At 44.8% G+C, this 24,053-nt stretch carries 17 protein-coding genes; 14 read left to right on the top strand and 3 right to left on the bottom strand.

Going from position 1 to position 24,053, the window contains the following annotated elements; translation table 11 throughout:
- The first annotated feature begins 180 nt into the window (after window positions 1-180).
- From ACVBJC_RS02985 to ACVBJC_RS02950, 8 genes are all read left to right on the top strand, one after another.
- The gene (locus ACVBJC_RS02985; RefSeq protein ID WP_447159395.1) at window positions 181-1,140 is read left to right on the top strand and encodes a hypothetical protein; all 960 of its coding nucleotides are present in this window, start codon (window positions 181-183) and stop codon (window positions 1,138-1,140) included.
- 13 nt (window positions 1,141-1,153) lie between these two features.
- Entirely contained in the window at window positions 1,154-2,053 is a 900-nt protein-coding gene (locus tag ACVBJC_RS02980; RefSeq protein ID WP_447159394.1) for a DUF350 domain-containing protein, read from the top strand.
- A 128-nt stretch (window positions 2,054-2,181) separates the two neighbouring features.
- Window positions 2,182-3,909, top strand: coding sequence for a polyamine aminopropyltransferase (locus ACVBJC_RS02975; protein WP_447159393.1), 1,728 nt, complete (start codon window positions 2,182-2,184; stop codon window positions 3,907-3,909).
- A 91-nt stretch (window positions 3,910-4,000) separates the two neighbouring features.
- Entirely contained in the window at window positions 4,001-4,414 is a 414-nt protein-coding gene (locus ACVBJC_RS02970) for a YjfI family protein (RefSeq protein WP_447159392.1), read from the top strand.
- A gap of 12 nt (window positions 4,415-4,426) precedes the next feature.
- The gene (locus ACVBJC_RS02965; protein ID WP_447159391.1) at window positions 4,427-5,116 is read left to right on the top strand and encodes a PspA/IM30 family protein; all 690 of its coding nucleotides are present in this window, start codon (window positions 4,427-4,429) and stop codon (window positions 5,114-5,116) included.
- A gap of 11 nt (window positions 5,117-5,127) precedes the next feature.
- Window positions 5,128-5,778, top strand: a complete 651-nt coding sequence (locus ACVBJC_RS02960) for a hypothetical protein (RefSeq protein WP_447159390.1) — start codon at window positions 5,128-5,130, stop codon at window positions 5,776-5,778.
- Between the two features lie 127 nt (window positions 5,779-5,905).
- Complete coding sequence (locus ACVBJC_RS02955) at window positions 5,906-6,235, top strand: hypothetical protein (RefSeq protein ID WP_447159389.1); 330 nt, start codon at window positions 5,906-5,908, stop codon at window positions 6,233-6,235.
- A gap of 58 nt (window positions 6,236-6,293) precedes the next feature.
- Complete coding sequence (locus ACVBJC_RS02950; protein WP_447159388.1) at window positions 6,294-7,121, top strand: potassium channel family protein; 828 nt, start codon at window positions 6,294-6,296, stop codon at window positions 7,119-7,121.
- Between the two features lie 207 nt (window positions 7,122-7,328).
- Here ACVBJC_RS02950 and ACVBJC_RS02945 read toward each other — a convergent pair whose 3' ends face one another.
- On the bottom strand, window positions 7,329-8,816 hold the full coding sequence (locus tag ACVBJC_RS02945) for a CYTH domain-containing protein (protein WP_447159387.1): 1,488 nt from the start codon (window positions 8,814-8,816) through the stop codon (window positions 7,329-7,331).
- A 232-nt stretch (window positions 8,817-9,048) separates the two neighbouring features.
- Between ACVBJC_RS02945 and ACVBJC_RS02940 the strand changes: the two genes are divergently transcribed.
- The 6 genes from ACVBJC_RS02940 to ACVBJC_RS02915 all read left to right on the top strand — a co-directional run bounded on the left by ACVBJC_RS02940 (window position 9,049) and on the right by ACVBJC_RS02915 (window position 20,051).
- Window positions 9,049-9,729 carry a TIGR00153 family protein gene (locus ACVBJC_RS02940; protein WP_447159386.1) on the top strand — a complete coding sequence of 227 codons (681 nt, stop codon included), beginning with the start codon at window positions 9,049-9,051 and terminating at the stop codon, window positions 9,727-9,729.
- Between the two features lie 24 nt (window positions 9,730-9,753).
- The gene (locus ACVBJC_RS02935; RefSeq protein ID WP_447159385.1) at window positions 9,754-11,022 is read left to right on the top strand and encodes an inorganic phosphate transporter; all 1,269 of its coding nucleotides are present in this window, start codon (window positions 9,754-9,756) and stop codon (window positions 11,020-11,022) included.
- A 162-nt stretch (window positions 11,023-11,184) separates the two neighbouring features.
- A complete protein-coding gene (locus ACVBJC_RS02930; protein WP_447159384.1) occupies window positions 11,185-11,760 on the top strand; it encodes a TIGR04211 family SH3 domain-containing protein in 576 nt (191 codons plus the stop codon).
- 577 nt (window positions 11,761-12,337) lie between these two features.
- Window positions 12,338-15,532, top strand: a complete 3,195-nt coding sequence (putA, locus tag ACVBJC_RS02925) for a bifunctional proline dehydrogenase/L-glutamate gamma-semialdehyde dehydrogenase PutA (protein ID WP_447159383.1) — start codon at window positions 12,338-12,340, stop codon at window positions 15,530-15,532.
- A 371-nt stretch (window positions 15,533-15,903) separates the two neighbouring features.
- Window positions 15,904-17,784 (top strand): methyl-accepting chemotaxis protein, encoded by a 1,881-nt coding sequence (locus tag ACVBJC_RS02920; protein ID WP_447159382.1) that lies wholly within the window; start codon window positions 15,904-15,906, stop codon window positions 17,782-17,784.
- A 386-nt stretch (window positions 17,785-18,170) separates the two neighbouring features.
- Complete coding sequence (locus ACVBJC_RS02915) at window positions 18,171-20,051, top strand: methyl-accepting chemotaxis protein (RefSeq protein WP_447159381.1); 1,881 nt, start codon at window positions 18,171-18,173, stop codon at window positions 20,049-20,051.
- A gap of 100 nt (window positions 20,052-20,151) precedes the next feature.
- Here ACVBJC_RS02915 and cydC read toward each other — a convergent pair whose 3' ends face one another.
- Window positions 20,152-21,891, bottom strand: a complete 1,740-nt coding sequence (gene cydC, locus ACVBJC_RS02910) for a heme ABC transporter ATP-binding protein/permease CydC (RefSeq protein ID WP_447159380.1) — start codon at window positions 21,889-21,891, stop codon at window positions 20,152-20,154.
- The gene (gene cydD / locus ACVBJC_RS02905; RefSeq protein WP_447159379.1) at window positions 21,888-23,693 is read right to left on the bottom strand and encodes a heme ABC transporter permease/ATP-binding protein CydD; all 1,806 of its coding nucleotides are present in this window, start codon (window positions 23,691-23,693) and stop codon (window positions 21,888-21,890) included. The genes cydC and cydD overlap by 4 nt, the downstream gene beginning before the upstream one ends.
- Window positions 23,694-24,053: the final 360 nt, after the last annotated feature.

Raw genomic sequence — 24,053 nt, 5'->3', positions numbered from 1 at the left:
GATAATTACAGTAAGAGCAAATTATTTCTCTTGCGAATTCAATGTTTCAGCAACTGAAAAATCTTGTATGCTGAATAAATATAAATCGCTATAAAGTATCATTAAGCATTATGGCAATATGTCTTTGTTACATTCGGCATTTGGCCACTAAAAAGTAACATAATCGAATTTGGAGAAACTATGGCAGGAATGCTAAAGCGCGTTCTCACCGTCATACTGGTTTTCACCCTCGCAGGATGTGGTGATGATAGGCCAGAGCAAATTGCAAAGTATCAGCAGCTGACTCAGCAACGCCTCGATACCCTAAGCACTATGTTGAGCGACGGTCAGGTACGTAATGCTAATTTGCTAAAACAATACACTCAAGTATTGGAAAGGCAAAAACCAGACCTAAGCCCACTGCTCACAGAGCTTGCCACCGATGCCACTAACCGCGGCCCGATGTTTACCTCACTGACGCGACGTTTGACTGAAGCGCAAAACCCGGCCAATTTTGTCGATCTCGATCAGCAACTGGCTGAAGTCGAAAACCTGTATCAAGCCGCAGATCCTAGCCTCTATAACGATATGCTGTCAGATCCACTTAACGTGGTTGCTGATATGTCGGGCGGCGCGCTCGCTCGAGTGAACTCCATCAGCCGTGAAGCCGCAGCACTTGCTAATGGCGCCGAAGACTTTGGTGCCGGTAGCCAGCTAGTGGGTAACCCCTCTTACGGTAACTGGCAAACAGGCTCTAATGGCATGTCATTTTGGGCTTGGTACGGCATGTACTCGATGTTCTCCAACTTAACTCGCGGCCCAATTGGTTACGATCGTTGGTCAAGTCGACGTAACTATAGCTATTACAATGATGTGGGACGCTACCGTTATACCTCACCGAAACAGGCTAGAGCCCAAACTCAAACCTATGAGCGAACAAAAAAGCAATTTAACTCTCAAGGTAAAAAGTTTGATAGCCCGTATGCTAAGTCACGCACAGGCTCAAGTAGTCTTTCGAGACAAAGTAGCAGCACCCCAAAAGCCAGTTCAACAGGACGCACTGCGAGCAGCAAGAGCAAGTTCCGCTCTAACTACTCTAAGGACAGCAGCTTCCGTAATTCCAGCAGTCGTACTACTCGCGGTGTTCGCCGAGGCAAATAATTAAGGAACTTTTATGACATTTTTAGAAAACTATGGCCTCACACTCGATCTACTGATTATTTTGGCCATCGATATCGCCATTGCAGTCTTGCTATTAACATTGATGCGCTATCTGCAAGGCTGGACAATTAAAGTAAATAGTCGCCACGAACTGGCAGAAAACGATAACTTTGCCTTTGGTATTAGTACTGCGGGTGCTGTGATGGCACTGGGTATTGTGCTCACAGGTGCGATAACCGGTGAAGCCGCCGAGTCCTATTTGGTTGAAGCCATTGGCATGAGTGCTTATGGTTTGTTTGGCTTAGTACTGATTAAACTCGGTCGTTTTTTGCATGACAAGATTGCACTTAATGATATTGATAAGAACGCTTTAATCCTCAAGGGTAATGTCTCTGTCGCGATTGTTGATGCAACCGCTGCGATTGCCACTGCGATTATTATTCGCTCGGTATTAATGTGGGCTGAAGACCTTACCATTTACACCTTTATCGCCATCTTTAGTGCCTTTGCGATTTCACAGCTGATGTTAGTGCTGCTCACTCGTGGCCGCGAGAACCGCTACGCTAAGCGTAATCAAGGCGCATCGATGCAAGCGGCCATTGCTCAGGGACATGTAGCGCTGGCGATTCGTCATAGCGGCTATATGCTTGCCATGGCATTTAGTTTTAATGCTGCCAGCCATTTCATTATTTTTGACCCACATGCCTATGTCGCTAACCTCATCGGCTGGCTTGTCTTCTCAGTGGTGATGCTAGTGACGCTATCACTGCTAATCACCCTGATTAAAAAGTTAGTGCTGGCCAAAATCAACCTCTGCGATGAAGTTGAAAAACAACATAATATTGGCCTTGCTTTCGTTGAGATGGCTATTAGCGTTTCTATCGCGATAATCCTCGCCGCCTTAATGGCTTAAGTAAGATTAAGGGAGCGGTCGATACGCTCCCTTTTCTATTTACTGCCATTAACATATATCCGAGTGTGGCTATCTCGAATAAAAAACTCTCCAAAAATAATCTCCACTAAATAAGCAACTGACACTCAATGCAAACCGACTCAAGCAGCACGACGACTCCAACCAAAAATGACACCATAGAATCGGGCAAACTCGGCTGGTTCGACGATATCTTATTGCTCGGCATTATGGCCGTACTCGCAGGCTGCGGCCTGATTTATGAATACCTGTTATCACATTATGCTGGCCGTATTCTAGGGGCGCTCGAAGCCGCTATTTACACCATGATCGGTCTAATGATCGTCTCTATGGGGGTCGGCGCTTTTGCTGCCCGTAAAATTCGCTGCGCCTTTACCGGTTTTGCCGTATTAGAACTGTGTGTAGCCCTATGTGGCTCACTGGCAATTTTAATCACCGCTGCCGTTATCGGCTTTGGCCAGCAATTACCCTTAATCATTGCTGATACCTTAGGTCTACCGGCCGATCAGCTACCCAACGGTGGCTTTATTGGCACTTTGCAAAAGCTCAGTGAATACTTGCCTTACGTATGGGGCGTGTTACTCGGCCTGATGATTGGTATGGAGATCCCACTGATCGCGCGAGTACGCCAAGCCCTGTCTGAAGCGCACCTGATGCATAACGCGGGTACCATTTATGGCGCAGACTATGTTGGCGCCGGTATTGGTGCAGCTATCTGGGTTGGCTTTATGCTGGCGATCGATATCCAACTTGCCGCCGCCTTAACTGCAAGCTTTAATCTGCTAGCAGGTTTTATCTTTATCTGGCGTTTCTGGCACCAAATACGTCATGTAAAACTGCTATTAGTGGGTCACTTTATTGCGACTGGTATTTTGGTATTACTTGCACTGCACGGCCCTCAATGGGAGCAGAACTTTAATAACTTGCTGTATAAAGACAAGGTTGTTTATGCCAAGGCAACGCGCTTTCAACAACTGACCTTTACTGAGCGTTTAAGAGGCAATGGACTGGGGCCTGTGCATTCGCTTTATATCAATGGTCGATTACAGTTCTCCAGCAGTGATGAGCATATCTATCACTCATTTTTAGTGCATCCAACCATGGCGGCTAGCGCTCGTCATGACAAGGTGTTGATCATAGGCGGTGGGGATGGCCTTGGTTTAACTCAAGTGCTGCAGTGGCAACCTCAGCAAGTGACACTGATGGATCTTGATAAGGAACTGGTTGAACTATTTAAAAATCCTGCCAGTGATATGCCTGAGCATTTGAGCCGTGCATTATTAGCACTCAACCAAGATGCACTTAACGACCCACGCTTAAGAATTATGTATGACGATGCGTTTAATGGGGTCGATAAATTGCTGGCGAAAGAAGAAAAGTTCGATGTCATTATCGTTGATCTGCCCGACCCTAGCCATCCAGATCTCAATAAGCTTTATTCCGATGCTTTCTATCTTAAACTCAAGGAACTAATGAGTAATGACGCTGCCTTAACCATACAGTCAACGTCACCTTATCATGCGCCCAATGCCTTTATTTCTGTGGCTAACACCTTGGAATTGGCGGGCTTTAATGTCGATCAGTATCATCATAACGTGCCAAGTTTCGGCGAATGGGGCTGGAGCATTGCCACTTTAGGTGGCAAAAGCGCTCGAAATAGGCTAGAAAATGTGCAACAACTGCCTGTAGATGATCCTTGGTTTACCTCAGGATTGATGCATGCAGCTTTTGAGTTCCCTGGGAATTTTTACCAGAACAAGGCTCAAATTAAACCCAATGTTTTAGGTTCAAGCCAGCTGTATCAATACCATCAGCAGGCTTGGTTAGAAAATCAGTAGAGTTTATTTTTGAATCGTAAAGATAGCACTTGACATATTATGTCGCGGTGTTATCTTTAATCACAGACATAATATGTCAATAAGGACAAATATGAATATCCACACAATTGCCAACCACCTAAATGAACTTGGCGACAATAGCCAAACTGGCTTTCAATTTGATTGTTATCCAATAGATGGTGACGTGGAAGTCTTACAAGTTAACGTTGTTGGCCGTGAAGAGATCCCGGTATTTGTATCGGTCACGGACAACCAAATCCTTTGCATCAGTTATTTATGGGGCGAGGATGAAGTGAATCAAGAGCGTCGTAGTGAAATGTTTGAGACCATGTTAGAGCTCAACATTCCAATGCCACTGTCATCGTTTGCAAAAATCGACGACAAATATGTGGTTTACGGCGCACTATCAGTACATTCAAGTATGCAAGAGATTGAGCAGGAACTGTCTGTTCTATCTGACAATTGTCTTGAAGTTATCGACGAACTCGTCGACTACCTTAAATAAAGGAGCCACATTATGGGCATTCTAAACAAAATTCTTACAGCTTTCCGTGGCGGTGCAACGGAAGTTGGTCAAGGCATCGTTGATGCAAACTCAACACGTATTTTTGAACAAGAAATCCGTGATGCTGAAAAACACCTAACTAAAGCTAAGCGCGACTTAACTGAAGTGATGGCAAAAGAGATGCAAGCAAGCCGTGAAGTTGATCGTCTTAAGCGCTCTATTGCAGAACATGAAGGTTACGTGACTCAAGCACTTGAGAAGGGTAATGAGCCATTAGCACTTGAAGTGGCTGAGAAAATTGCCGAGTTAGACCAAGAGCTTAACGATCAACAGTCGGCAAACGATAGCTTTAGCGCCCATGCAACTCGCTTAAAAGAGCTAGTCCGTAAAACTGAGCGCCAAGTGACAGATTACCAGCGCCAGTTAACGATGGTTAAAACCACTGAAAGCGTACAAAAAGCAACTGCGACGATTACAGACTCATTTGCAGGTAGCAACTCTAAGCTACTCAACGCTAAAGATTCATTAGAGCGCATCAAAGCGCGTCAGCAGTCATTTGACGACCGTCTAAAAGCTTCTGAAACCTTAGCAGAAGAGAACAGCGACAAAGCACTGCATGACAAACTAGCTCAAGCCGGTATTGGCGAGCAAAAGTCTAACGCAAATGCTGTACTTGATCGCATTAAAGCGCGTAAAGGCTAAAGGAGACTGACGTGGGATTTCTAAGCAGCCTATTTGGCAAAAAAGAGGAACCTAAACGTCAACTTGACCATCCATCAAAACTCAACAAGGGAGATATGATCTCCCTTGATGACAGTTTTGCCTTGCCACCACAACTGCGTGGTCAGCAACTGCGAGTTGAAGCGGTCAATACTTATGAGTATCAGCGCAAGCAACAAACAGAATGGGTGTTAAAAGGCCACAGTGGCGATGCTATTTTTCTGAGTCTTGATGAAGATGACGAAACTTACTTAGCCCTCTCGATTAAGGTCAATCGAGGCCTAGTTGAACAGCTTTTCGATCTTGATCAATTTAGCGAAATTTTCGAAGAGGCAGGTAAAGCGGAGCTAGATACGCAAACACTGTCATCAGACTTGAATGATTATGAACAGTGGTTATCACCTCATTATCATCAGGTTACTTCAGGGAGTTTTGGCTACTTTCACCGCCAAGATTACCGTGGTCTAAGGCCACCACAAGACGCAGATGGTTCGACTGGTGACCCATTTGAGTCTTATCAGTTGCTAGACGATGACGAAGATAAGGCTGTTGATGTTGAGGTGTATGAGGGTGGCGAAACAGACGTTATGTTAACCCTATACCGCCCACTGACTGATATTCGAGAATATTGGCCAGGCGCATAAATGAATGGTTCTAGACGAAAATCTAGAACCATTTTTTTCAGCTCCGATGAGTGGTAGCATATACTTCTTGGTATTAAGCATACTCCGCACGTTCTTTTACGGATGAAAATATTTAGGTACCGCACGCATGACCAAACAAAAAAATCCCTTACCCGCGCAGTGGCAACAAAACCAGAAAGCAGCCAAAGCGACGCAAATTGCCTTCGATATGGATGAAAAGTTCCAGTATGCTATTCGCAAGGCAGCGCTCGATGCAGGGGTAAGCCCATCTGATCAGATCAGAGAAATATTGGGCTTAAGTGTGACTAAACGCCCTAAGCGCCCTCGCCTTACCGTATCGCTTAGCTTGAGTGATTATGAGATTTTAGCTGGAAAATATAACCTCTTGGCAGAGCAACAACTTGAAATCAAAAAGCATGTATTAGATGATTTAATCCAATTTAGCGCTGATAAATAGGCGCAAACCAAGGTGCCTCATAGGCACTCGCCGGCACCTCAATAGATGGACCTAAGCGATGGCAAATAAAAAGCGCTGGCTACTGCAGCCCGATACGCCTCCCACCCCAATCCAACTGGCAATGATGTTGCTATCACTGCTGTCGGTTATTGTAGTGCTCGTGCTCACCTTTGGCCGATTGGATGGCGAAACAAGACGCTTATTGTTTCTGATAGATACCAGTATCTGTCTCATCTTCATGTCTAATTTCTTTTTTGAACTGTTCAGGGCTGATGGCAAGGTCGACTATCTAAAACATCATTGGATTGATTTTGTGGCCAGTATTCCGGCCATTGAAGCCCTTAGAATGGCGCGCCTATTCCAAATATTACGAGTCGTGCGCCTTATCCGTATGACGCGCTCACTTCTTGTTCCTATGCTTAAACAGCGCCGACAAGCGACCGTTGCCAGCCTATTGGTCGCACTTGTAACCATTTTAACCTTCTCATCTGTACTGATGCTAATTGTTGAAAGCGGTGTTGAAGGGGCCAATATCGACACAGCAGAGAGCGCGTTATGGTGGGCACTGGTGACCATCTCTACAGTGGGCTATGGCGACTACTACCCAGTGACGACTGCAGGCCACATTATTGGCGGAGTAGTGATAGTCTGTGGCGTGAGCTTTTTTGGTGTCATTTCAGGTTATATGGCGTCTGTTTTTGTTTCTCCTGATGAAACGGAAAAACTCGATAGCCACGCCGAAGAGCTCCGCTCTGAACTCAATACCAGCTTGATTAGGATGGAGAAAAATCAACAGATGTTGCTCGAGGAAATTTCTGAGCTTAAACAAGCGCTAAAACAAGAGTCTAAGCAAGTCAGTCATAACAAGCCTGAGCAATTTAAGTAGGCAATCTGAGTAGGCTATTTTTATAAAACCACAATAAAAAAGAAGAAAAAAGCCCGCATCAAGTAGCAATGCCGTTAAGTTAAGCCAACATCTGATTTATAAACAAAAACAAAGAACCCAGCATTAGCTGGGCTCTTTGTTTTAAAAGCGATAAACCACGAAGTGTTCATTTATTTAAACTGAATGATACTTTTAAATTGATTACGATTAACGCCAATACGGTTGATTTTTCATCGCGCTGCGACGAGAGAACTCCATCGCTTGCACTAAACTTTGCTCTTTGTTTTCTAGCCAGTCGGTAATATCTAGATAAGCAATTTCGCTAATGAGCTTTAACTGACGATAAGCCGCTAAGGTACGGATCCCTAAAGCTAAGTCTTGCCAAGGTGATCTAAATTGATCACGTGATTTAACAGGGTAAAGATCGCCATAGGCCACGCCAACAAAAATGCTGTCATCGAGTGCCTTCGCAACCGACTGGTAATCCGAGCTGCTCAGGTCGCTATCTAATGGCATCACATCTAAAATTCGCTGCCAGGACTTTTCCTGCATCTGGTTAGCAAAGTGCTTAAGCTCCAATTGCTTATTGATGCTAACTTGGTCGTCACTTATCTGAGTTAACAGGTCGACTAAATGCACCTGCAATCGACCGTAGCAAATGTCAGCCAGTAATTGCTCCACTTGGCCAATAATATCCAGATGCTGCAATTTAACTAAGGCGACATCGACTAAAGCTTGTTGTTGCGGTAATTTGGCGATCAGTGCGGCGTCATCATCAATGATGCCATATAAACTTAACGCTTCTTCAATGAAGTTGAGTCGACGCTCAACACAATCAAAATCCGCTTGAAAAGTGTCTTCGAGCAGTTCGAACTGCTTTAGGGTGTTTTTAAGTAATCGAATACAAGCTCGTAAACGATAACTCAGAATGGGCAATGCCTCTAGGGATTGTTGGTGATCGAGCAGCATAGACTCAATGGTTTGCCAGCGTTCTAACCCCAGGGTGAGTAGGTTAACCACAACTTGCTTTAGGCTCTGCTGAGGTTCGATTTTTATAAACTCAAGTGCAGCAATTGTTTCAGGCGCTGACTGCCCAGCTAAACGATAGCCTCGCTGCGCTTTACTCGCTTGACCTAAACGCACAGGAATTTCTCGACTCACGATGCCAGCGAGAGTTAATAATGCACTGGTATCGCCCGCCAATAGCTCAAACTCTAGCTCACAAATCGGCTCAACGGCTTGTTCAACACAGATTTCACCAATATCTAAAGCCACTTCAACTAAACTGTCATCAATAAAAATATGCCAACGCTGACGCTCAAAATCAGTATTGAACAAACAGTAGAGTGCAGACTGTGTTTGGTCAATATTCACACCCTCAGGCCAAATTTTACTCGGGAATAAATTTAATTGCGGAAATTTTTGATCTATATCAACATTATACTCAGGCCGAGAATGGATCCCGCCTACAACCTGACCTTTTGTTTTAATTGTTTGCTCTAAATGTTGATTAATGCCCCGGATCCGCAGACCCATGTCCCATTTTCTTAAGGTAAGCGCATTTGTATCAAAGTAAGCATTCGTTAGCTTTTCAATACCTTTAGCTTCGCAATTTGGTAAGCTATCTAGTAGTTTTATAAGGCTTTTCTTTTGCTTTTCATTAAAGAAAAGCTTGAGTTCAATCTCAGCTTCCATCGATGTACCATTCACCTTGTCATCAAAATTTAATCAATCTGCCATTAAAGTTACACATTGTAATATTTCTGCAATAATATCGTCGTAGGATCCGCTTTGCAGTTAGGATATAACTAGCTAGAATAAAAAACTGTCTATTTAAATAGAAAAACACAGTTTTATTACGCGGCCGCTTGAGTTAACATGCGCCCGCTTTTTCCAATAGTGGAATAACCAAAATAGGTACACGGCAATGCCAGTAAACTCTATTTTAGGCGTGTTTGCAAAATCGCCAATTAAGCCTCTTCAAGAGCATATCGACAAAGTATACGATTGTGCGTTAATACTTGTCCCATTTTTTGAAGCAACTGTCGCAGGAGACTGGGACAAAGCAGTTCTATTGCGTAAGCAAATTAGCTCTGCAGAGCAAGAAGCTGACTCACTAAAACGTGAGATCCGTTTAACTCTGCCTGGCGGTCTGTTTATGCCTGTAGAACGCACTGACTTACTGGAGCTACTTACCCAGCAAGATAAAATTGCTAACAAAGCAAAAGACATTTCCGGCCGCGTCATTGGCCGACAACTAGAGCTACCTCAAGTAATTCAAGAGCCATTTATTGCTTATTTACAGCGCTGTATTGATGCAGTGTCACTGTCAAAAGAAGCAATTAACGAACTCGATGATCTGTTAGAAACAGGTTTTAGAGGGCGTGAAGTGGATCTTGTCGCTAAAATGATCGCAGAGCTAGATTCTATCGAAGAAGATACAGATGATTTACAGATTAAGATCCGTAGACAACTATACTCCATCGAATCTGAATTAAATCCTGTCGATGTAATGTTCCTCTACAAGATAATTGAGTGGGTTGGTGACTTGGCAGATCTTGCTGAACGAGTCGGTTCTCGCTTAGAGCTAATGTTAGCTCGCGTCTAATCAAAAGATTATCAAGGTAACAACATGGTTGATGTATTAGTAACCAACGGCCCAGTGCTTATTGGCATTGCGGCGCTATTTGGTTTTTTAATGGCATGGGGTATTGGCGCAAATGACGTAGCCAATGCAATGGGAACCTCTGTTGGTTCAAATGCGATTACAATTAAGCAAGCGATCATTATTGCTATGATCTTTGAGTTTGCTGGTGCGTATCTAGCTGGTGGTGAAGTAACCAGTACGATCCGTAAAGGCATTATTGACTCTGCTTATTTTATCAATTCACCTGAACTACTCGTTTACGGCATGATTTCAGCGCTTCTTGCTGCTGGTATCTGGCTAATTGCAGCTTCTGCATTAGGCTGGCCTGTTTCGACCACTCACTCTATTGTTGGCGCCATTGTTGGTTTCGCTGCGGTAGGTGTTGGTGCTGACGCTGTAGCATGGGGTAAAGTGGGCGGTATCGTTGGTTCTTGGGTTGTCACCCCGGCAATATCGGGCTTTATCGCCTTTATGATATTCCAGAGTGTACAAAAGCTGATTTTCAACACCGATAACCCACTAGAAAACGCTAAACGTTACGTGCCTTTCTACATGGCACTAGCGGGCTTTATGATGTCACTCGTGACAATCACTAAAGGTCTTAAGCATGTTGGTATAAACTTCAGCACTGTTGAGGCGTATGGCTTAGCAACATTGATTGCAATTACAGTTGGTTTTGGTGGCATGATTGCGATTAAGCGTCTTAAAATGGACACTAAAGCAGATCGTCAAACACAGTTTGGTAACGTTGAGAAAGTATTCGCTATCTTAATGGTTGTCACGGCATGTTGTATGGCATTTGCTCACGGTTCTAACGACGTAGCTAACGCGATTGGTCCATTGGCAGCTGTTGTTTCAGTTGTTGAAAGTGGCGGACAAATCAACAGCACTGCACCACTTGTTTGGTGGATTCTACCTTTAGGTGCTGTGGGTATCGTTCTAGGTCTTGCCATCTTTGGTAAGCGTGTAATGCAAACCATTGGTAAAAACATTACTCACCTAACACCAAGCCGTGGTTTTGCCGCTGAGCTTGCTGCAGCCTCAACAGTTGTTATTGCATCAGGCACAGGTCTACCAATCTCAACCACACAAACTTTAGTTGGTGCGGTTTTGGGTGTCGGTATGGCTCGTGGTATCGCCGCAATCAATATGGGCGTAGTGCGTAACATTGTTGTATCTTGGGTTGTCACCCTTCCTGCAGGTGCTGGTCTTTCAATTATATTCTTCTATATCATTAAGAGTATTTTCGAATAACCTTGAGCAACATTCGTTTTACAAAAACGACGTAATCTAAAGGGGAGTTTGATAATTTTTGTATCAAACTTCCCTTTTGCGTTTTATCACTCTTTTGCCACTTGCATTACCCCCTTTAAATCCCTAGCATGTGGGCTAAATTTCGTAGATGAGAATAGATTGGTGTTAAGAATTCTAATTATTGCGGGAATGATGCTACTTTCCCCTTCTTTGCTTGCAGCAAACCAAACGCGCTACATCTCAGATGATGTTTATATCTACCTTCATGGTGGGCCTGGAACACAATTCCGTATTTTAGGCAGCATCGAAGCAGGCCAACCAGTCACTTCGCTTAATGAGACTCAAGGTGATTACAGCAAGATTATTGACGGTAAAGACCGTGAAGGCTGGGTGCAAACAAAAATGCTCAGCGCAAAGACAAGCCTGCGTGTAAAGCTACCTGCGATTCAGGCAGAGCTTAAGCAGACTAAAGCCGATCTCGAAGCAGCATTAAGCAGCAGCGATAACAATGCTCAAGAGCTTAACCAGGTGAAATCTCAACTTGCTGCCGCTCAAAAAGCCTTAGATAGCGCTAGCAACGAACGCGATAGCGCTAAAGCTAAGTTAGCCAGTATCCAAAAGAACGAACGTTTTGAAATGTGGAAGCAAGGTGGCTTTATTGCCATCGGAGGCCTAATTTTAGGTATTGTTCTGGTTTATCTACCTAAGCCACAACGTAAACCGAAAAATCGCTGGTAATAAATCAGCTAAACCGCATATAAAGCCAGCGTTAACCATACGCTGGCTTTTTTATTACCTCCTTCCCGTAATCGCCAGCCAAATATGCCGGAAAGCTGCCAGTAATCATTCAGTGAAACCGCATGTAAAACAGCGTTAACCATACGCTGGCTTCTTTATTATCTCTTCCGTCTCATCACTAACAAAATATGCCTGAAAGTCGCTGGTAATCATTCAGTGAAACCGCATGTAAAACAACGTTAACCATACGCTGGCTTATTTATTATCTCTTCTCCGTAATCGCCAGCCAAATATGCCGGAAAGCTGCCAGTAATCATTCAGTAAAACCGCATATAAAGCCAGTTTGATTAAAACACTGCTTTTTTTATCGCCTCTCCACAGCCCTTATGATATAAGGGCTAGCGCACCTTAACGCCAACCACAATCAAACGCGGATCACAATAAATATTACAATATTGTCATAGGTCACATTTTGTGGTTATAATCGGCGCGCGGAGGCCTTCGATTGTATACAAAAGAATAACAACAGAGGTTTTGTCGCGACACCTTATCCAAGCAATCAGCCCCAGTGGCCTAGATGGAAGCGATTAATATGTTCAAAGCGAGTGAAGTACTAGCTGGTCATTACGATTCAGCCGACCTCAACGAACTGTTCCAAGCGATCAGCGATAACTATATTGTCGATGAAGAGCAATATTTATCTGATTTGATAAAGCTAGTTCCTTCGAGTGATGAAGAGATCAACCGTGTGACGAGCCGTGCACACGAGCTAGTTAGCAAAGTCCGTCAATATGACAAAAAAGGCCTTATGGTCGGTATTGATGCTTTCCTTCAGCAATATAGCTTAGAGACACAAGAAGGCATTATTTTAATGTGTCTTGCTGAAGCCCTGCTTCGTATTCCAGACTCAGATACTGCCGATGCCTTAATCGAAGACAAACTGTCTGGGGCCAAGTGGGATAAACATTTAAGTAAGAGCGATTCAATCTTAGTTAACGCGTCAACTTGGGGGTTAATGCTCACAGGTAAGATCGTTAAGCTTGACCACAATATTGACGGCAAGCCAAGCAGCCTACTAAACCGCTTGGTCAATAAGGTCGGTGAGCCTGTTATAAGACAATCTATGCTTGCAGCCATGAAGATCATGGGTAAGCAATTTGTATTAGGCCGCACCGTTAAAGAAGCACTGAAAAACAGTGTCGATAAGCGCAAACTTGGCTACACCCACAGTTACGACATGTTAGGTGAAGCGGCGTTAACTAAAAAAGATGCACAAAAGTACTTCGACGACTATTCGAGTGCGATTGCCACCTTAGGCGCGCAAGAATACGATACCAGCTATGCCCCTCGCCCAACTATCTCGATTAAGCTTTCAGCCCTGCATCCACGCTATGAAGTCGCCAATGAAGATAGAACGCTAACAGAGCTATATGAAACGCTTATCTTGCTTATCAAGCAAGCGCGTAGCCTTAATGTCGGTATCTCTATCGATGCAGAAGAGATGGACAGGCTAGAGCTGTCATTAAAGTTATTCCAACGCCTATATAACTCAGATGCAGCTAAAGGCTGGGGTCTATTAGGTATTGTCGTTCAAGCATACTCTAAGCGGGCACTACCTGTACTGTGCTGGTTAACGCGTTTATCCAAAGATCAAGGCGATGAAATCCCCCTGCGCTTAGTTAAAGGCGCATACTGGGACAGCGAGCTAAAATGGTCACAAGAAAATGGCGAAGCCGGTTACCCACTTTATACCCGCAAAGCAGGTACCGACGTCTCTTACCTAGCGTGTGCTAGATACTTGTTATCAGATGCGACTCGCGGTGCTATCTACCCACAATTCGCCAGCCATAACGCACAAACCGTTGCGAGCATTACCGATATGGCCGGCGATCGTGACTATGAATTCCAGCGCCTACACGGCATGGGAGAAGAGCTTTACGATACGCTTTTAGCAGAAAGTGGTGTTAAGACCGTACGTATCTATGCCCCCGTGGGCGCGCACAAAGACCTTCTGCCTTACCTAGTACGTCGTCTACTTGAAAACGGTGCTAACACTTCGTTCGTGCACAAGCTAGTTGACCCCAAAACCCCGATTGAGTCATTAGTGGTACACCCACTCACCACACTCAAAGGCTATAAAACCCTGGCTAACAATAGAATCGTCTTACCTGAAGATATCTTTGGTAAAGAACGTAAAAATTCCAAAGGGCTGAATATGAACATTATTTCTGAATCTGCACCATTTTTTGCCGCGATAGACAAGTACAAAGACACCACCTGGTCAGCAGGTCCTTTAGTTAACGGTGAGACCTTGTCTGGCGATACTAAAGAAGTGGTCAGCCCATTCGATACTAATTTAGTTGTCGGTAAGATTGCCTTTGCTAACAATCAAGCGATTGAGCAGGCACTATCAAGCGCTGAAGCTGCCTTCCCAAGTTGGTGTAACACCCCTGTCGAGGTTCGAGCCAATGCATTGCAAAAACTTGCCGACCTACTGGAAGAAAATCGTGAAGAGCTAATTGTCCTTTGCACTCGCGAAGCAGGTAAGAGCATTCAAGATGGTATAGATGAAGTTCGTGAAGCTGTGGACTTCTGCCGCTATTACGCAGTGCAAGCCAAAAAGATGATGGCTAAGCCTGAGTTGCTTCCTGGCCCTACAGGTGAGCTCAACGAGCTATATCTGGAAGGTCGCGGCATCTTTGTTTGTATTAGCCCGTGGAACTTCCCACTTGCCATCTTCTTAGGCCAAGTCACAGCGGCTCTCGCTGCAGGTAATACCGTTATTGCTAAACCTGCCGAGCAAACATCTATCGTCGGTTACAGAGCGACTCAGCTCGCCCACGAAGCGGGTATTCCTAAAGACGTACTGCAGTTCCTTCCGGGTACGGGCGCAACCGTTGGCGCTGCAATTACTTCCGATGAACGTATTGGTGGTGTGTGCTTTACAGGATCAACAGGCACAGCCAAGTTAATCAACCGTACATTAGCCATGCGTGAAGGGCCGATTATTCCATTGATTGCCGAAACGGGTGGCCAAAATGCCATGGTGGTTGATTCAACCTCACAACCTGAGCAGGTCGTTAATGATGTAGTGTCATCATCATTTACTAGCGCAGGTCAACGCTGCTCAGCATTGCGCGTATTGTTCCTGCAAGAAGATATTGCCGATCGCGTACTCGATGTCATGCAAGGCGCAATGGAAGAGTTGACGATTGGTAACCCTAATTCAATTAAAACCGATGTAGGTCCTGTTATTGATGCGACTGCGGCGGCAAACTTAAACGCGCATATCGATCATATCAAGCAAGTTGGTAAGCTCATTAAGCAGATTGAGTTACCTAAAGGCACTGAAAATGGTTACTTTGTCGCACCGACAGCGGTAGAGATCGATTCAATTAGGGTGCTAGAGAAAGAGCACTTTGGTCCTATTTTGCATGTGATCCGCTATAAGTCTTCTGAGCTGGATAAAGTGATTACTGAGATCAACTCAACCAACTTTGGTTTGACCTTAGGTATTCACAGCCGCAACGAAGGCCATGCATTGAAACTCGCAGCTAAAATTAGAGCGGGTAACGTTTATATTAACCGCAACCAAATTGGTGCAGTGGTGGGCGTACAGCCGTTTGGTGGTCAAGGCCTATCAGGCACAGGACCAAAAGCGGGCGGTCCACACTACCTAACACGCTTTATTACTGAAAAAACCCACACCAATAACATTACCGCAATTGGTGGTAATGCGACTTTATTGTCATTGGGTGATAGTGACGAGTAGTCGCTAAACATTCAGCTGACGATCTTTTAGTTAACTATCTTTCAGTTGAACATATAGACAAAATATTTGTCTGCATAAGAGCCGATTGCCCCCAATCGGCCCTTATATTTCAAGCGTAAATCTCATTATATCTATCAATCAATTCTAGTAAAAAATTTGCATGTTCAGCTAAATATACAGCTGTACTTTCATCACTCTTTAATTAATTGTATATTATTTGAGGTAACGCTCTCAAATATTGTAAAATTGATGTACTTAAATAAAATGCTTGCTCTATAATCCTGCTGTTTTCAAGCTGTCTTTTACTCCACCTTTTTAAATTTACTGGTCTAATCAGCTAGTTCCCCCTAATTTTACTAGTGATAAATAAAATGAATCTAACGATAAAACATAAAATTCAACTCGCAGTTTTACTCACTATTGTCGCAATAAGTGCCACTCTTGCTAGCATTTCTACACGCCAACTTAGCGATGATACCGAGGCCGCCATTGCAGCGCGATTCAAACTACAAGCTGAAGCTGTGAGTAATAATATTTTTAGCTGGTTAGACGATAAAAAGCAGGTTGTAAAAGCCAATGAGTCACGCATTCAGCAAGGCTTAGATAGCGACCGAGAATTATTGTTTACCATTAATGGTGGTGGCTTTATCGATGTCTATGCCGGTTTTGATACTGGCGATATCATCTCAGGGGATAAGTCTCAGCCATGGCCAGAAGATTACGATCCTCGCACACGCCCTTGGTATAAGCAGGCTTATACCAGTAGCGAAATGATCACCACGCCACCCTATATCGATATCACAGGTCAAGCAGTTGTGACCTTGGCACAACGCTTTAATGGCGCAATGAACGGTGTACTTGCCGCTGACTTGAGTATTGGCTTCATTACTGAACAAATTAACAACCTTAGTATCGACAACGCTGGTTTTGCTTTCTTGTTAGATGAAAATAACAAGATCCTCGCATACCGCGATAGTAGCTACGCCCAACAAGATGCCAGCCGTCTGGCTCAAACGTTAACCCCATCCAATATTGAATCAATCCGCAATGGCTCCGCTATCACCACTATCGAGTGGCAAGATGGTAAAGAGAAGCTAATTCGCTTAACGCATCTGAAGGGTACTAACTGGACCTTAGGTTTAGTTGAAGATAAAACACTTGCCTATCAAATGATTGAACAACAAGTTATCAACTTACTTATGGTAGTTGCTGTGCTTGCATTTATTATCTTAATTATTGCGTCTTTCATTGTTAACCACATGTTTAAGCCGCTGCAGCAATTAACCGATGCGATTGAAACGTTATCAAAAGGTGATGGCGATCTAACCCAACGTTTTGCCGCAAGCAAACAAGATGAAATCGGCCTACTTGAAGCCCATATGAACCGCTTCCTTGAGAGTTTGCAACAGATGGTGAAGGCCATTTCTAGCGATACCGAGCAGTTAATCAAGCAGATTAACGAATCATCAAATATCGCTGCCAAGGCGAGCGAAGGGGTAAATGGCCAGCATCAAGATGTCGATCAAATTGCAGCGGCGATTCATGAAATGTCAGCAACAGCAAACGAAGTCGCTAACCATGCCGAGATGACAGCCAATGCGGCGCAAGTATCGACTCAAGCCTGCATCGAAGGCAATGAGGTTACCGTTAAAAACAGTGACTCAATTGAACTGCTATCTGAGCAGCTTAATGACGCTTCTAAAGTCGTTTCAACACTTGAAGAAAACGCTACAGAGATCAACCAGATCCTATCAACCATTCAGGCCATTGCTGAACAAACGAATCTACTTGCCCTAAACGCGGCAATTGAAGCCGCTCGAGCTGGTGAGCAAGGCCGAGGCTTTGCCGTGGTCGCTGATGAAGTGCGAGTACTGAGTCACCGCACTCAAGATTCAACCGAAGAAATTAGAGCTATGATCGCCACTTTGCAGCAAAACAGCCAACACGCAGTATCATCTATGACGTCTAGCACCAATATTGCTCAGTCTAGTGTCGAATTTGCTAACCAAGCCAAACACAGCTTAGAGCGTATTACAGACTCAATTACAGAAATCAATGATATGGCGACTCAAATTGCCAGCGCCGCCGAAGAGCAACGCGCAGTATCAGAAGACATCAGTCGTAATACTCAAGCAATTAGTGACACCTCAAATGAGTTGTCATGTCAAACCCAAGAGGTCAGCGACAACGCTCAGATGATGCTACAAACCTCTAGTGAGCTAAGCGATCGAGTTTCACGCTTTAAGATTTAATCATCACAACGATAAAGCCCTGTCACATTCAGGGCTTTATCGTCTCGACTCATAGATACAATAATCCCACCAGCCCAGTGACTCCTGAGTGACTCATCAACCATAAAAACGGCTTAACACATCCTTGCACCTGCTATAAGTGTCAACTATAAGTGTCTGTTTTAAGTACCAGCTTTACTGCCTGCATTAATGCCAACTATTGGTGTTAGACATTACTGAAATCATTGGTGTTAGTTATTGATAATTTGAGACAAACTTCTCATCACTGATACATTTAAAATGCTCATTTAAATATCATCGCCTATAATCCGCGCACATTTAACAGGATTATGTCCCCCCAATTTTCGCTCAGCGTAAATGGGCCCTTGTCCGTCAATATAATAATAATGAACCTCAGCATTAAGCACAAAATCCAGCTCGCCGTTTTGCTCGTGATAATCACCATAACCGCAACTCTCGCCTTTATCGCAAGCAAGCAGCTCAACCTGCAAACCGATCAAGCTGTCTCGACTCGGTTCACACTGCAAGCCGAAGCGCTCAACAATAATATTTTTAGCTGGTTAGCAGATAAAAAACGCATCATCAATGCCAATGAGGCGCGCTTAAGCAGTGCACTTAGCGATGATGGTGAATTGGCGCTAAGTATCCAGGCCGGCGGCTTTATCAACCTGTATATAGGATTAGAAAATGGCTTAGTGATCTCTGGCGATAAAAGCGTTGAGATCCCTGCCGACTTTGATGGGCGTACTCGCCCTTGGTATCAAGATGCTTACAACACCCATGACATCATCACTACACAACCTTATGTGGATCTCTCTGGTGATACCGTTGTGACTCTAGCCAAACGCTTTAATGGCGACATTCATGGCGTACTGGCAGCAGATCTTAGTATCGCTTACATCACGCAGCAGATAGCCGATCTAAATATTGCCAATGCGGGTTTTGCTTTCTTACTCGATGAAAACAACAAAATACTGGCCTTTAGAGATAGCGGTTACGCCCAACAAGATGCCAGCCGCTTTGCTCGCAGCCTGACTCAGTCAAACATCTCAACTCTGCTTAACAACGGTGACATCACGACCCTAGAGTGGCAAGACGGCGCAGACAAGCTGTTACGCTTGACCCCATTGCAGGGTACCAAATGGACATTAGGCTTAGTCGAAGATAAAGAGCTTGCCTATCAGGCGATAACAAAACAGCTCCAGCAGTGTCTTATTGCTGTGGTTATTCTCGCCTTAGTGATTTTGATTATCGCCTCGGTGATCATCAATCATATGTTTAAGCCGCTACAACAGCTCACCAGCGCCATTGAGTCGCTATCTAAAGGGGACGGTGACTTAACCCAGCGGTTTTCAGCTCACCGTCAAGATGAAATAGGCATGCTTGAGCGCCATATGAATCGGTTCCTAGAGAGCTTACAGCTGATGATTCAAGCCATTTCTAATGATACCCAAATGCTAATCAAGCAGATCAATGAGTCATCAGACATTGCGGTGCAAGCCAGTAACGGTGTCAATGCTCAACATCAGGATGTGGATCAAATTGCCACGGCAATTCATCAAATGTCAGCGACTGCGAGCGAAGTCGCCAATCATGCAGAGATGACCGCCAATGCAGCTCAAATTTCAGCTAAGGCTTGTCAGGAAGGTAATGAGGTTATCGTTAAGAACAGTGATTCAATTGAACTGCTATCAGAGCAGCTCAGCGACGCATCGCAGGTTGTATCAGCACTTGAAGCGAATGCCACAGAGATTAATAAAATTCTCTCAACCATTCAGTCAATTGCCGAACAAACCAACCTACTGGCGCTCAATGCCGCAATTGAAGCGGCACGAGCCGGTGAGCAAGGTCGAGGCTTTGCCGTGGTCGCCGATGAAGTGCGGGTACTGAGTCATCGCACTCAAGATTCAACCGAAGAGATCCGTGCCATGATCGCCACCTTGCAGCAAAACAGTCAGCAAGCTGTCGCCTCAATGGCCTCCAGCACAGGTATTGCGGATAGCAGCGTCGAGTTTGCTAATCAGGCCAAACAAAGCTTACTGCGCATCACCGATTCAATCACCGAAATTACCGATATGGCAACACAGATAGCCAGTGCCGCTGAGGAGCAGCGTGCGGTATCTGACGATATTAGCCGTAATACTCAAGCGATAAGTGATACATCGCACCTATTGTCCTCTCAAACCCAAGAGGTCAGTGATAATGCACAGATGATGCTACAAACCTCTGGTGAGCTAAGCGATCGAGTATCACGCTTCAGGATTTAATCTTCGCAATAATTTAAGCCTTGCCAACAAAAAGCCCAGATCCACTGGGCTTTTTGTATTATTGACAGAGCTTTTCTACTTAGCTATTTTTCGCTACCAATTAACCTAAGCGCTTAAACAGGCTAGCGTAGTAAGCATCACTCTCAAGCAGTTCACTATGAACACCACTCATGCGAATTGCCCCCTGATCCATTAAATGAATCGCATCCATCTTATTCATCGCAGTAAGGCGGTGGCTAATCATCAACATGGTTTTACCTTCGGCAAACTCGAACAACAAGCGGAGGATTTCACGCTCGGTACGCTTATCCAGGCCCTCTGTTGGCTCATCTAACAGTAAGATTGGTGCATCGCGTAATAAGGCTCTTGCCACACCAATGCGGCGCTGTTCACCACCCGATAATTGACGTCCGCCCTCCCCGAACCAAACATCTAAAGGCTTTTCAGCTTGTAATAAACTCTGCAAACCCACCTTTTTCAGTACAGCAATCAACTTGTCATCATCTTTACGGGTCGCGCCAGGGATCGCTATGGCTAAGTTGTCACGCAGGCTGCCACTGAAGAGATAAATGCGCTGACTGACCACTGACATAGATTGCCGTAATTGCTGCTCGGTATACTCACTCGCATCAAGGCCATCAATACAGACTTGGCCTTTATTAGGTAACCATTCTCGAGTCAGTAATGATAATAGGCTCGATTTTCCACAGCCCGTTTGCCCAAGAAGCGCCACCTTTTGACCCGCTGGGATCTTGAGGTTTAATCCCTTTAGTACAGTTTGCTCATCAAGGTAGCCAAACTCAATGTCGTTAAACTCGATATTTCCAGCTGATATTTCTGCCGTTTGGCTTGATGTAAATGTGACGCTTGGCGTTTGTTCAACCACCTCATTTAACCTTGTTGCTGCAGAGCTACAAGCTGATAAATGCTGGAAAGCGCCAGCGAGCGGCATCATCATCTCAATGGTTGCCATGGTTAAAAATACCACCATGGCAAGCCTTGGGCCCGGCGGTACCGCACTGCCTACACCCGACGCGGCTAAGTACAGCATCAATAACACCGCAAAACCGTGGCACAAAATCAAACAGGCTTGGCTTAATGCCGTGACTCGATTCATCGCATTTTGGCTATTGATCATCATGCTTTGCGCTTGATTAAGCCTGTCTCTATAAGCCTTCTGCGCGCCAAATAGAGTCAGTTCAGCCTGACCTTGTAAGTACTCCAGTAACTGTACTCGTAGTACTCGCTTGGTTTCTAGCTGGGCAATGCCTGGCTTACGCCCAAGAAAATAAAAGGTCGTTGGCAGCAATAACCAAACAGCGAGCAACACGCCACATAAAGTGCGGGCAAGCTCAGGATCAAAGTGGCCCACGAAAAAGTACAACGCCAGCATCATCAACAGTGATGCCGCTAACGGTGTGATTAACCTAAGATACAAGTGATCTAAGGTATCGATATCAGCAACCAAGCGATTAAGCAGATCGCCTTGGCGCACGCCCTGTAGGTTCTTGGCGCTCAGCGGGAGTAACTTATTCCATACCCAGCAGCGTAAGTCGGTAAGTAAGCTAAAGGTGGCTTCGTGTGTTGCTAGGCGCTCACCATAACGGCTTGCTGTGCGCACAATCGATAAAAAGCGCACTCCACCAGCTGGAGTAAAGTAGTTAAACATCTGCGCCGTTAGCACTGTTAATCCGGCAACTGCCGCCGCAGATAAAAACCAACCCGATAACGACAATAATCCAATACCAGCCATTAAGGTTGTCACACTTAAAAATAGTCCAATAAACATCATGAACCATTGGCTTTTAAAACGCTTGATATAGGGAAAGAGTGCTCTCATGACTTGGCTCCCTCTGACATATTATTCACTAGCGCTGCAGCATCAAACTCGCTCACGCTACTGGCTTCATCAAGCATCTGTTTAAACGTGCCGGCCTGAGTGGCAAGCTCAGTATAATTACCTTGCTGGACTATTAAGCCGTTATCTATCACCAAAATGTTATCCATCGCACTCAAGTTCTCGAGTCTATGAGTGACCATCACACATGCCACGCCTTGCATAGCTTGGGTCAGTGTAGATTGTACCGCTTGCTCACTTAAGCTATCTAAACTGGCCGTTGGCTCATCGAGGATATACAGCTTAGCTTGCTGACCCAGTGCACGAGCAAGGGCTATTCGCTGCGCCTGCCCCACCGATAATCCCGCCGTTTGTTCCTGGATTGGATACGCTAACCCTAGCGGTTGCTGCTCGACAAAACCGAGGATCTGCGCCTTTGCTAACAAGCTATAAATAGCCTCATCAGATAACTCACGACCCATGGCGACATTGTCACGCAAACTGCCATGAAACAGCTGCGGCTCTTGCCCGAGCCATGCCAACTGCTTGCGCCAATCCTCCAGGGCTAACTCACTTAACTGTGTACCAGAGATCCGCAGCTCCCCTTGATAGGGTAGAAAACCGAGCAAGGCATTGAGTAAACTGGTTTTGCCAGCGCCGCTCGGGCCCACGATGGCCACATGCTCGTTAGCTTTGATCTGGAACCTAACAGGCCCGAGTAACAAACTGCCATCTAGGCTATAAACAGATAAATCTTTAGCTTCAATCTCTATCTTGTCGTCAACTGGCTTATTACCACCAAACTGCTCGGTTGGGTGGTCGAGCAATGTCATCAACTCTTCTGCCGCACCGATAGCCTGTGCTTTAGCGTGATAATGAGTGCCCATATCTCTTAGTGGCTGGTAAAACTCAGGCGCCAAGATCAACACAAATAAACCGGTAAACAAACTGATTGAAACGCCATAATGACCAAAGTTCAAATGACCTAAATAGCTAAAACCAAAGTAAACCGCCATTACTGCAATAGATACTGCCGCAAAAAACTCCAGTACCGCTGAGCTTAAAAATGCCATTCGCAGCACAGCCATAGTGCGTTCACGAAACTCTTCCGACGCCTTGCGGATCACTCTTGCTTCTTTCTCACCTTGGTTAAATAACTTGAGCGTCGACAAACCTTTTAATCGGTCCATAAAATGGCCGCTTAAACGTGCTAACGCGCTAAAATTTTTGCGATTCGCATCTGCAGCGCCCATGCCGACTAAAATCATAAACATAGGAATAAGCGGCGCGGTGGCCAATAAAATCAGACCAGCGGCCCAGTTAATAGGGAATACCGCCACGAGGATGATTAGTGGAATGAAACCGGCCAACACCACTTGTGGCAGATAACGTGCGTAGAAATCTTGTAGATCTTCGACTTGCTCAAGCACTATGCTAGCCCAGCTTCCCGCGGGTTTACCTTTAATAAAGGCAGGCCCGAGTAGCGCTAACTTATCAAGCACTGCTGCGCGCATCTGTATTCTTAACCTAGCGCCAGCCTGAAAACTGGCACGCTCGCGGGCAAAGGCAAGCACCCCACGCACAACCGTCAGCAGTAACAGAGCCAAAAAATGGTCGATAAAATCGGACTTGGGCAGCTCATCAATAATGATCCCTTGAAGAACCGTCGCAATAAGCCACGCCTGACACATCAAGCTTAGCCCGGTTAACACACCAAAAAAAACTGACAAATTTAAGTAAAATCCACAGGCTTTTTTCTGTAACTTTAGCCATTTAGTAAGCTTTTTCTCTACTGTTTTATCCATGTGATTCCAGACTAAAGACAACTTGGGGATGAGTGGATGCTTTGCTCTTTACTGTGGCAAACCCAACATAAGCACGTTATTAAAGACTTTAACGTATCGCCTAAGTTCAATCACCCTTGAGCAAAAAACGAGAATGCATCTCAATATTGCCTGAGTATCGCAGGCATTAATCGCAGAATAAAACATCTATGCTGTAAATGTTATCGGACTCACAAAAATTGAGCTAGATCAATAAACCAAGCAGAAGACGATAGATATAAATTGCGATTTAAATACAAAAAAACCGCACTAAGCTAGGCTCATTGCGGTTTAAAGGTTGATTTAGAACGAGCTAAATCAATTAACGATTAACATCGTTAT

Source organism: Shewanella sp. 0m-6, assembly GCF_052977325.1.
Note: the sequence above shows the minus strand (reverse complement) of the source record. Positions and strands in the feature narration are given on the sequence as shown.

Excerpts from the sequence above, each read along its gene's own strand:
- ACVBJC_RS02985 (WP_447159395.1), top strand. The coding sequence starts at position 181 with ATGGCAGGAATGCTAAAGCGCGTTCTCACCGTCATACTGGTTTTCACC.
- ACVBJC_RS02980 (WP_447159394.1), top strand. The coding sequence starts at position 1,154 with ATGACATTTTTAGAAAACTATGGCCTCACACTCGATCTACTGATTATT.
- ACVBJC_RS02975 (WP_447159393.1), top strand. The coding sequence starts at position 2,182 with ATGCAAACCGACTCAAGCAGCACGACGACTCCAACCAAAAATGACACC.
- ACVBJC_RS02970 (WP_447159392.1), top strand. The coding sequence starts at position 4,001 with ATGAATATCCACACAATTGCCAACCACCTAAATGAACTTGGCGACAAT.
- ACVBJC_RS02965 (WP_447159391.1), top strand. The coding sequence starts at position 4,427 with ATGGGCATTCTAAACAAAATTCTTACAGCTTTCCGTGGCGGTGCAACG.
- ACVBJC_RS02955 (WP_447159389.1), top strand. The coding sequence starts at position 5,906 with ATGACCAAACAAAAAAATCCCTTACCCGCGCAGTGGCAACAAAACCAG.
- ACVBJC_RS02950 (WP_447159388.1), top strand. The coding sequence starts at position 6,294 with ATGGCAAATAAAAAGCGCTGGCTACTGCAGCCCGATACGCCTCCCACC.
- ACVBJC_RS02945 (WP_447159387.1), bottom strand. The coding sequence starts at position 8,816 with ATGGAAGCTGAGATTGAACTCAAGCTTTTCTTTAATGAAAAGCAAAAG.
- ACVBJC_RS02940 (WP_447159386.1), top strand. The coding sequence starts at position 9,049 with ATGCCAGTAAACTCTATTTTAGGCGTGTTTGCAAAATCGCCAATTAAG.
- ACVBJC_RS02935 (WP_447159385.1), top strand. The coding sequence starts at position 9,754 with ATGGTTGATGTATTAGTAACCAACGGCCCAGTGCTTATTGGCATTGCG.
- putA (WP_447159383.1), top strand. The coding sequence starts at position 12,338 with ATGGAAGCGATTAATATGTTCAAAGCGAGTGAAGTACTAGCTGGTCAT.
- ACVBJC_RS02920 (WP_447159382.1), top strand. The coding sequence starts at position 15,904 with ATGAATCTAACGATAAAACATAAAATTCAACTCGCAGTTTTACTCACT.
- ACVBJC_RS02915 (WP_447159381.1), top strand. The coding sequence starts at position 18,171 with ATGAACCTCAGCATTAAGCACAAAATCCAGCTCGCCGTTTTGCTCGTG.
- cydC (WP_447159380.1), bottom strand. The coding sequence starts at position 21,891 with ATGAGAGCACTCTTTCCCTATATCAAGCGTTTTAAAAGCCAATGGTTC.
- cydD (WP_447159379.1), bottom strand. The coding sequence starts at position 23,693 with ATGGATAAAACAGTAGAGAAAAAGCTTACTAAATGGCTAAAGTTACAG.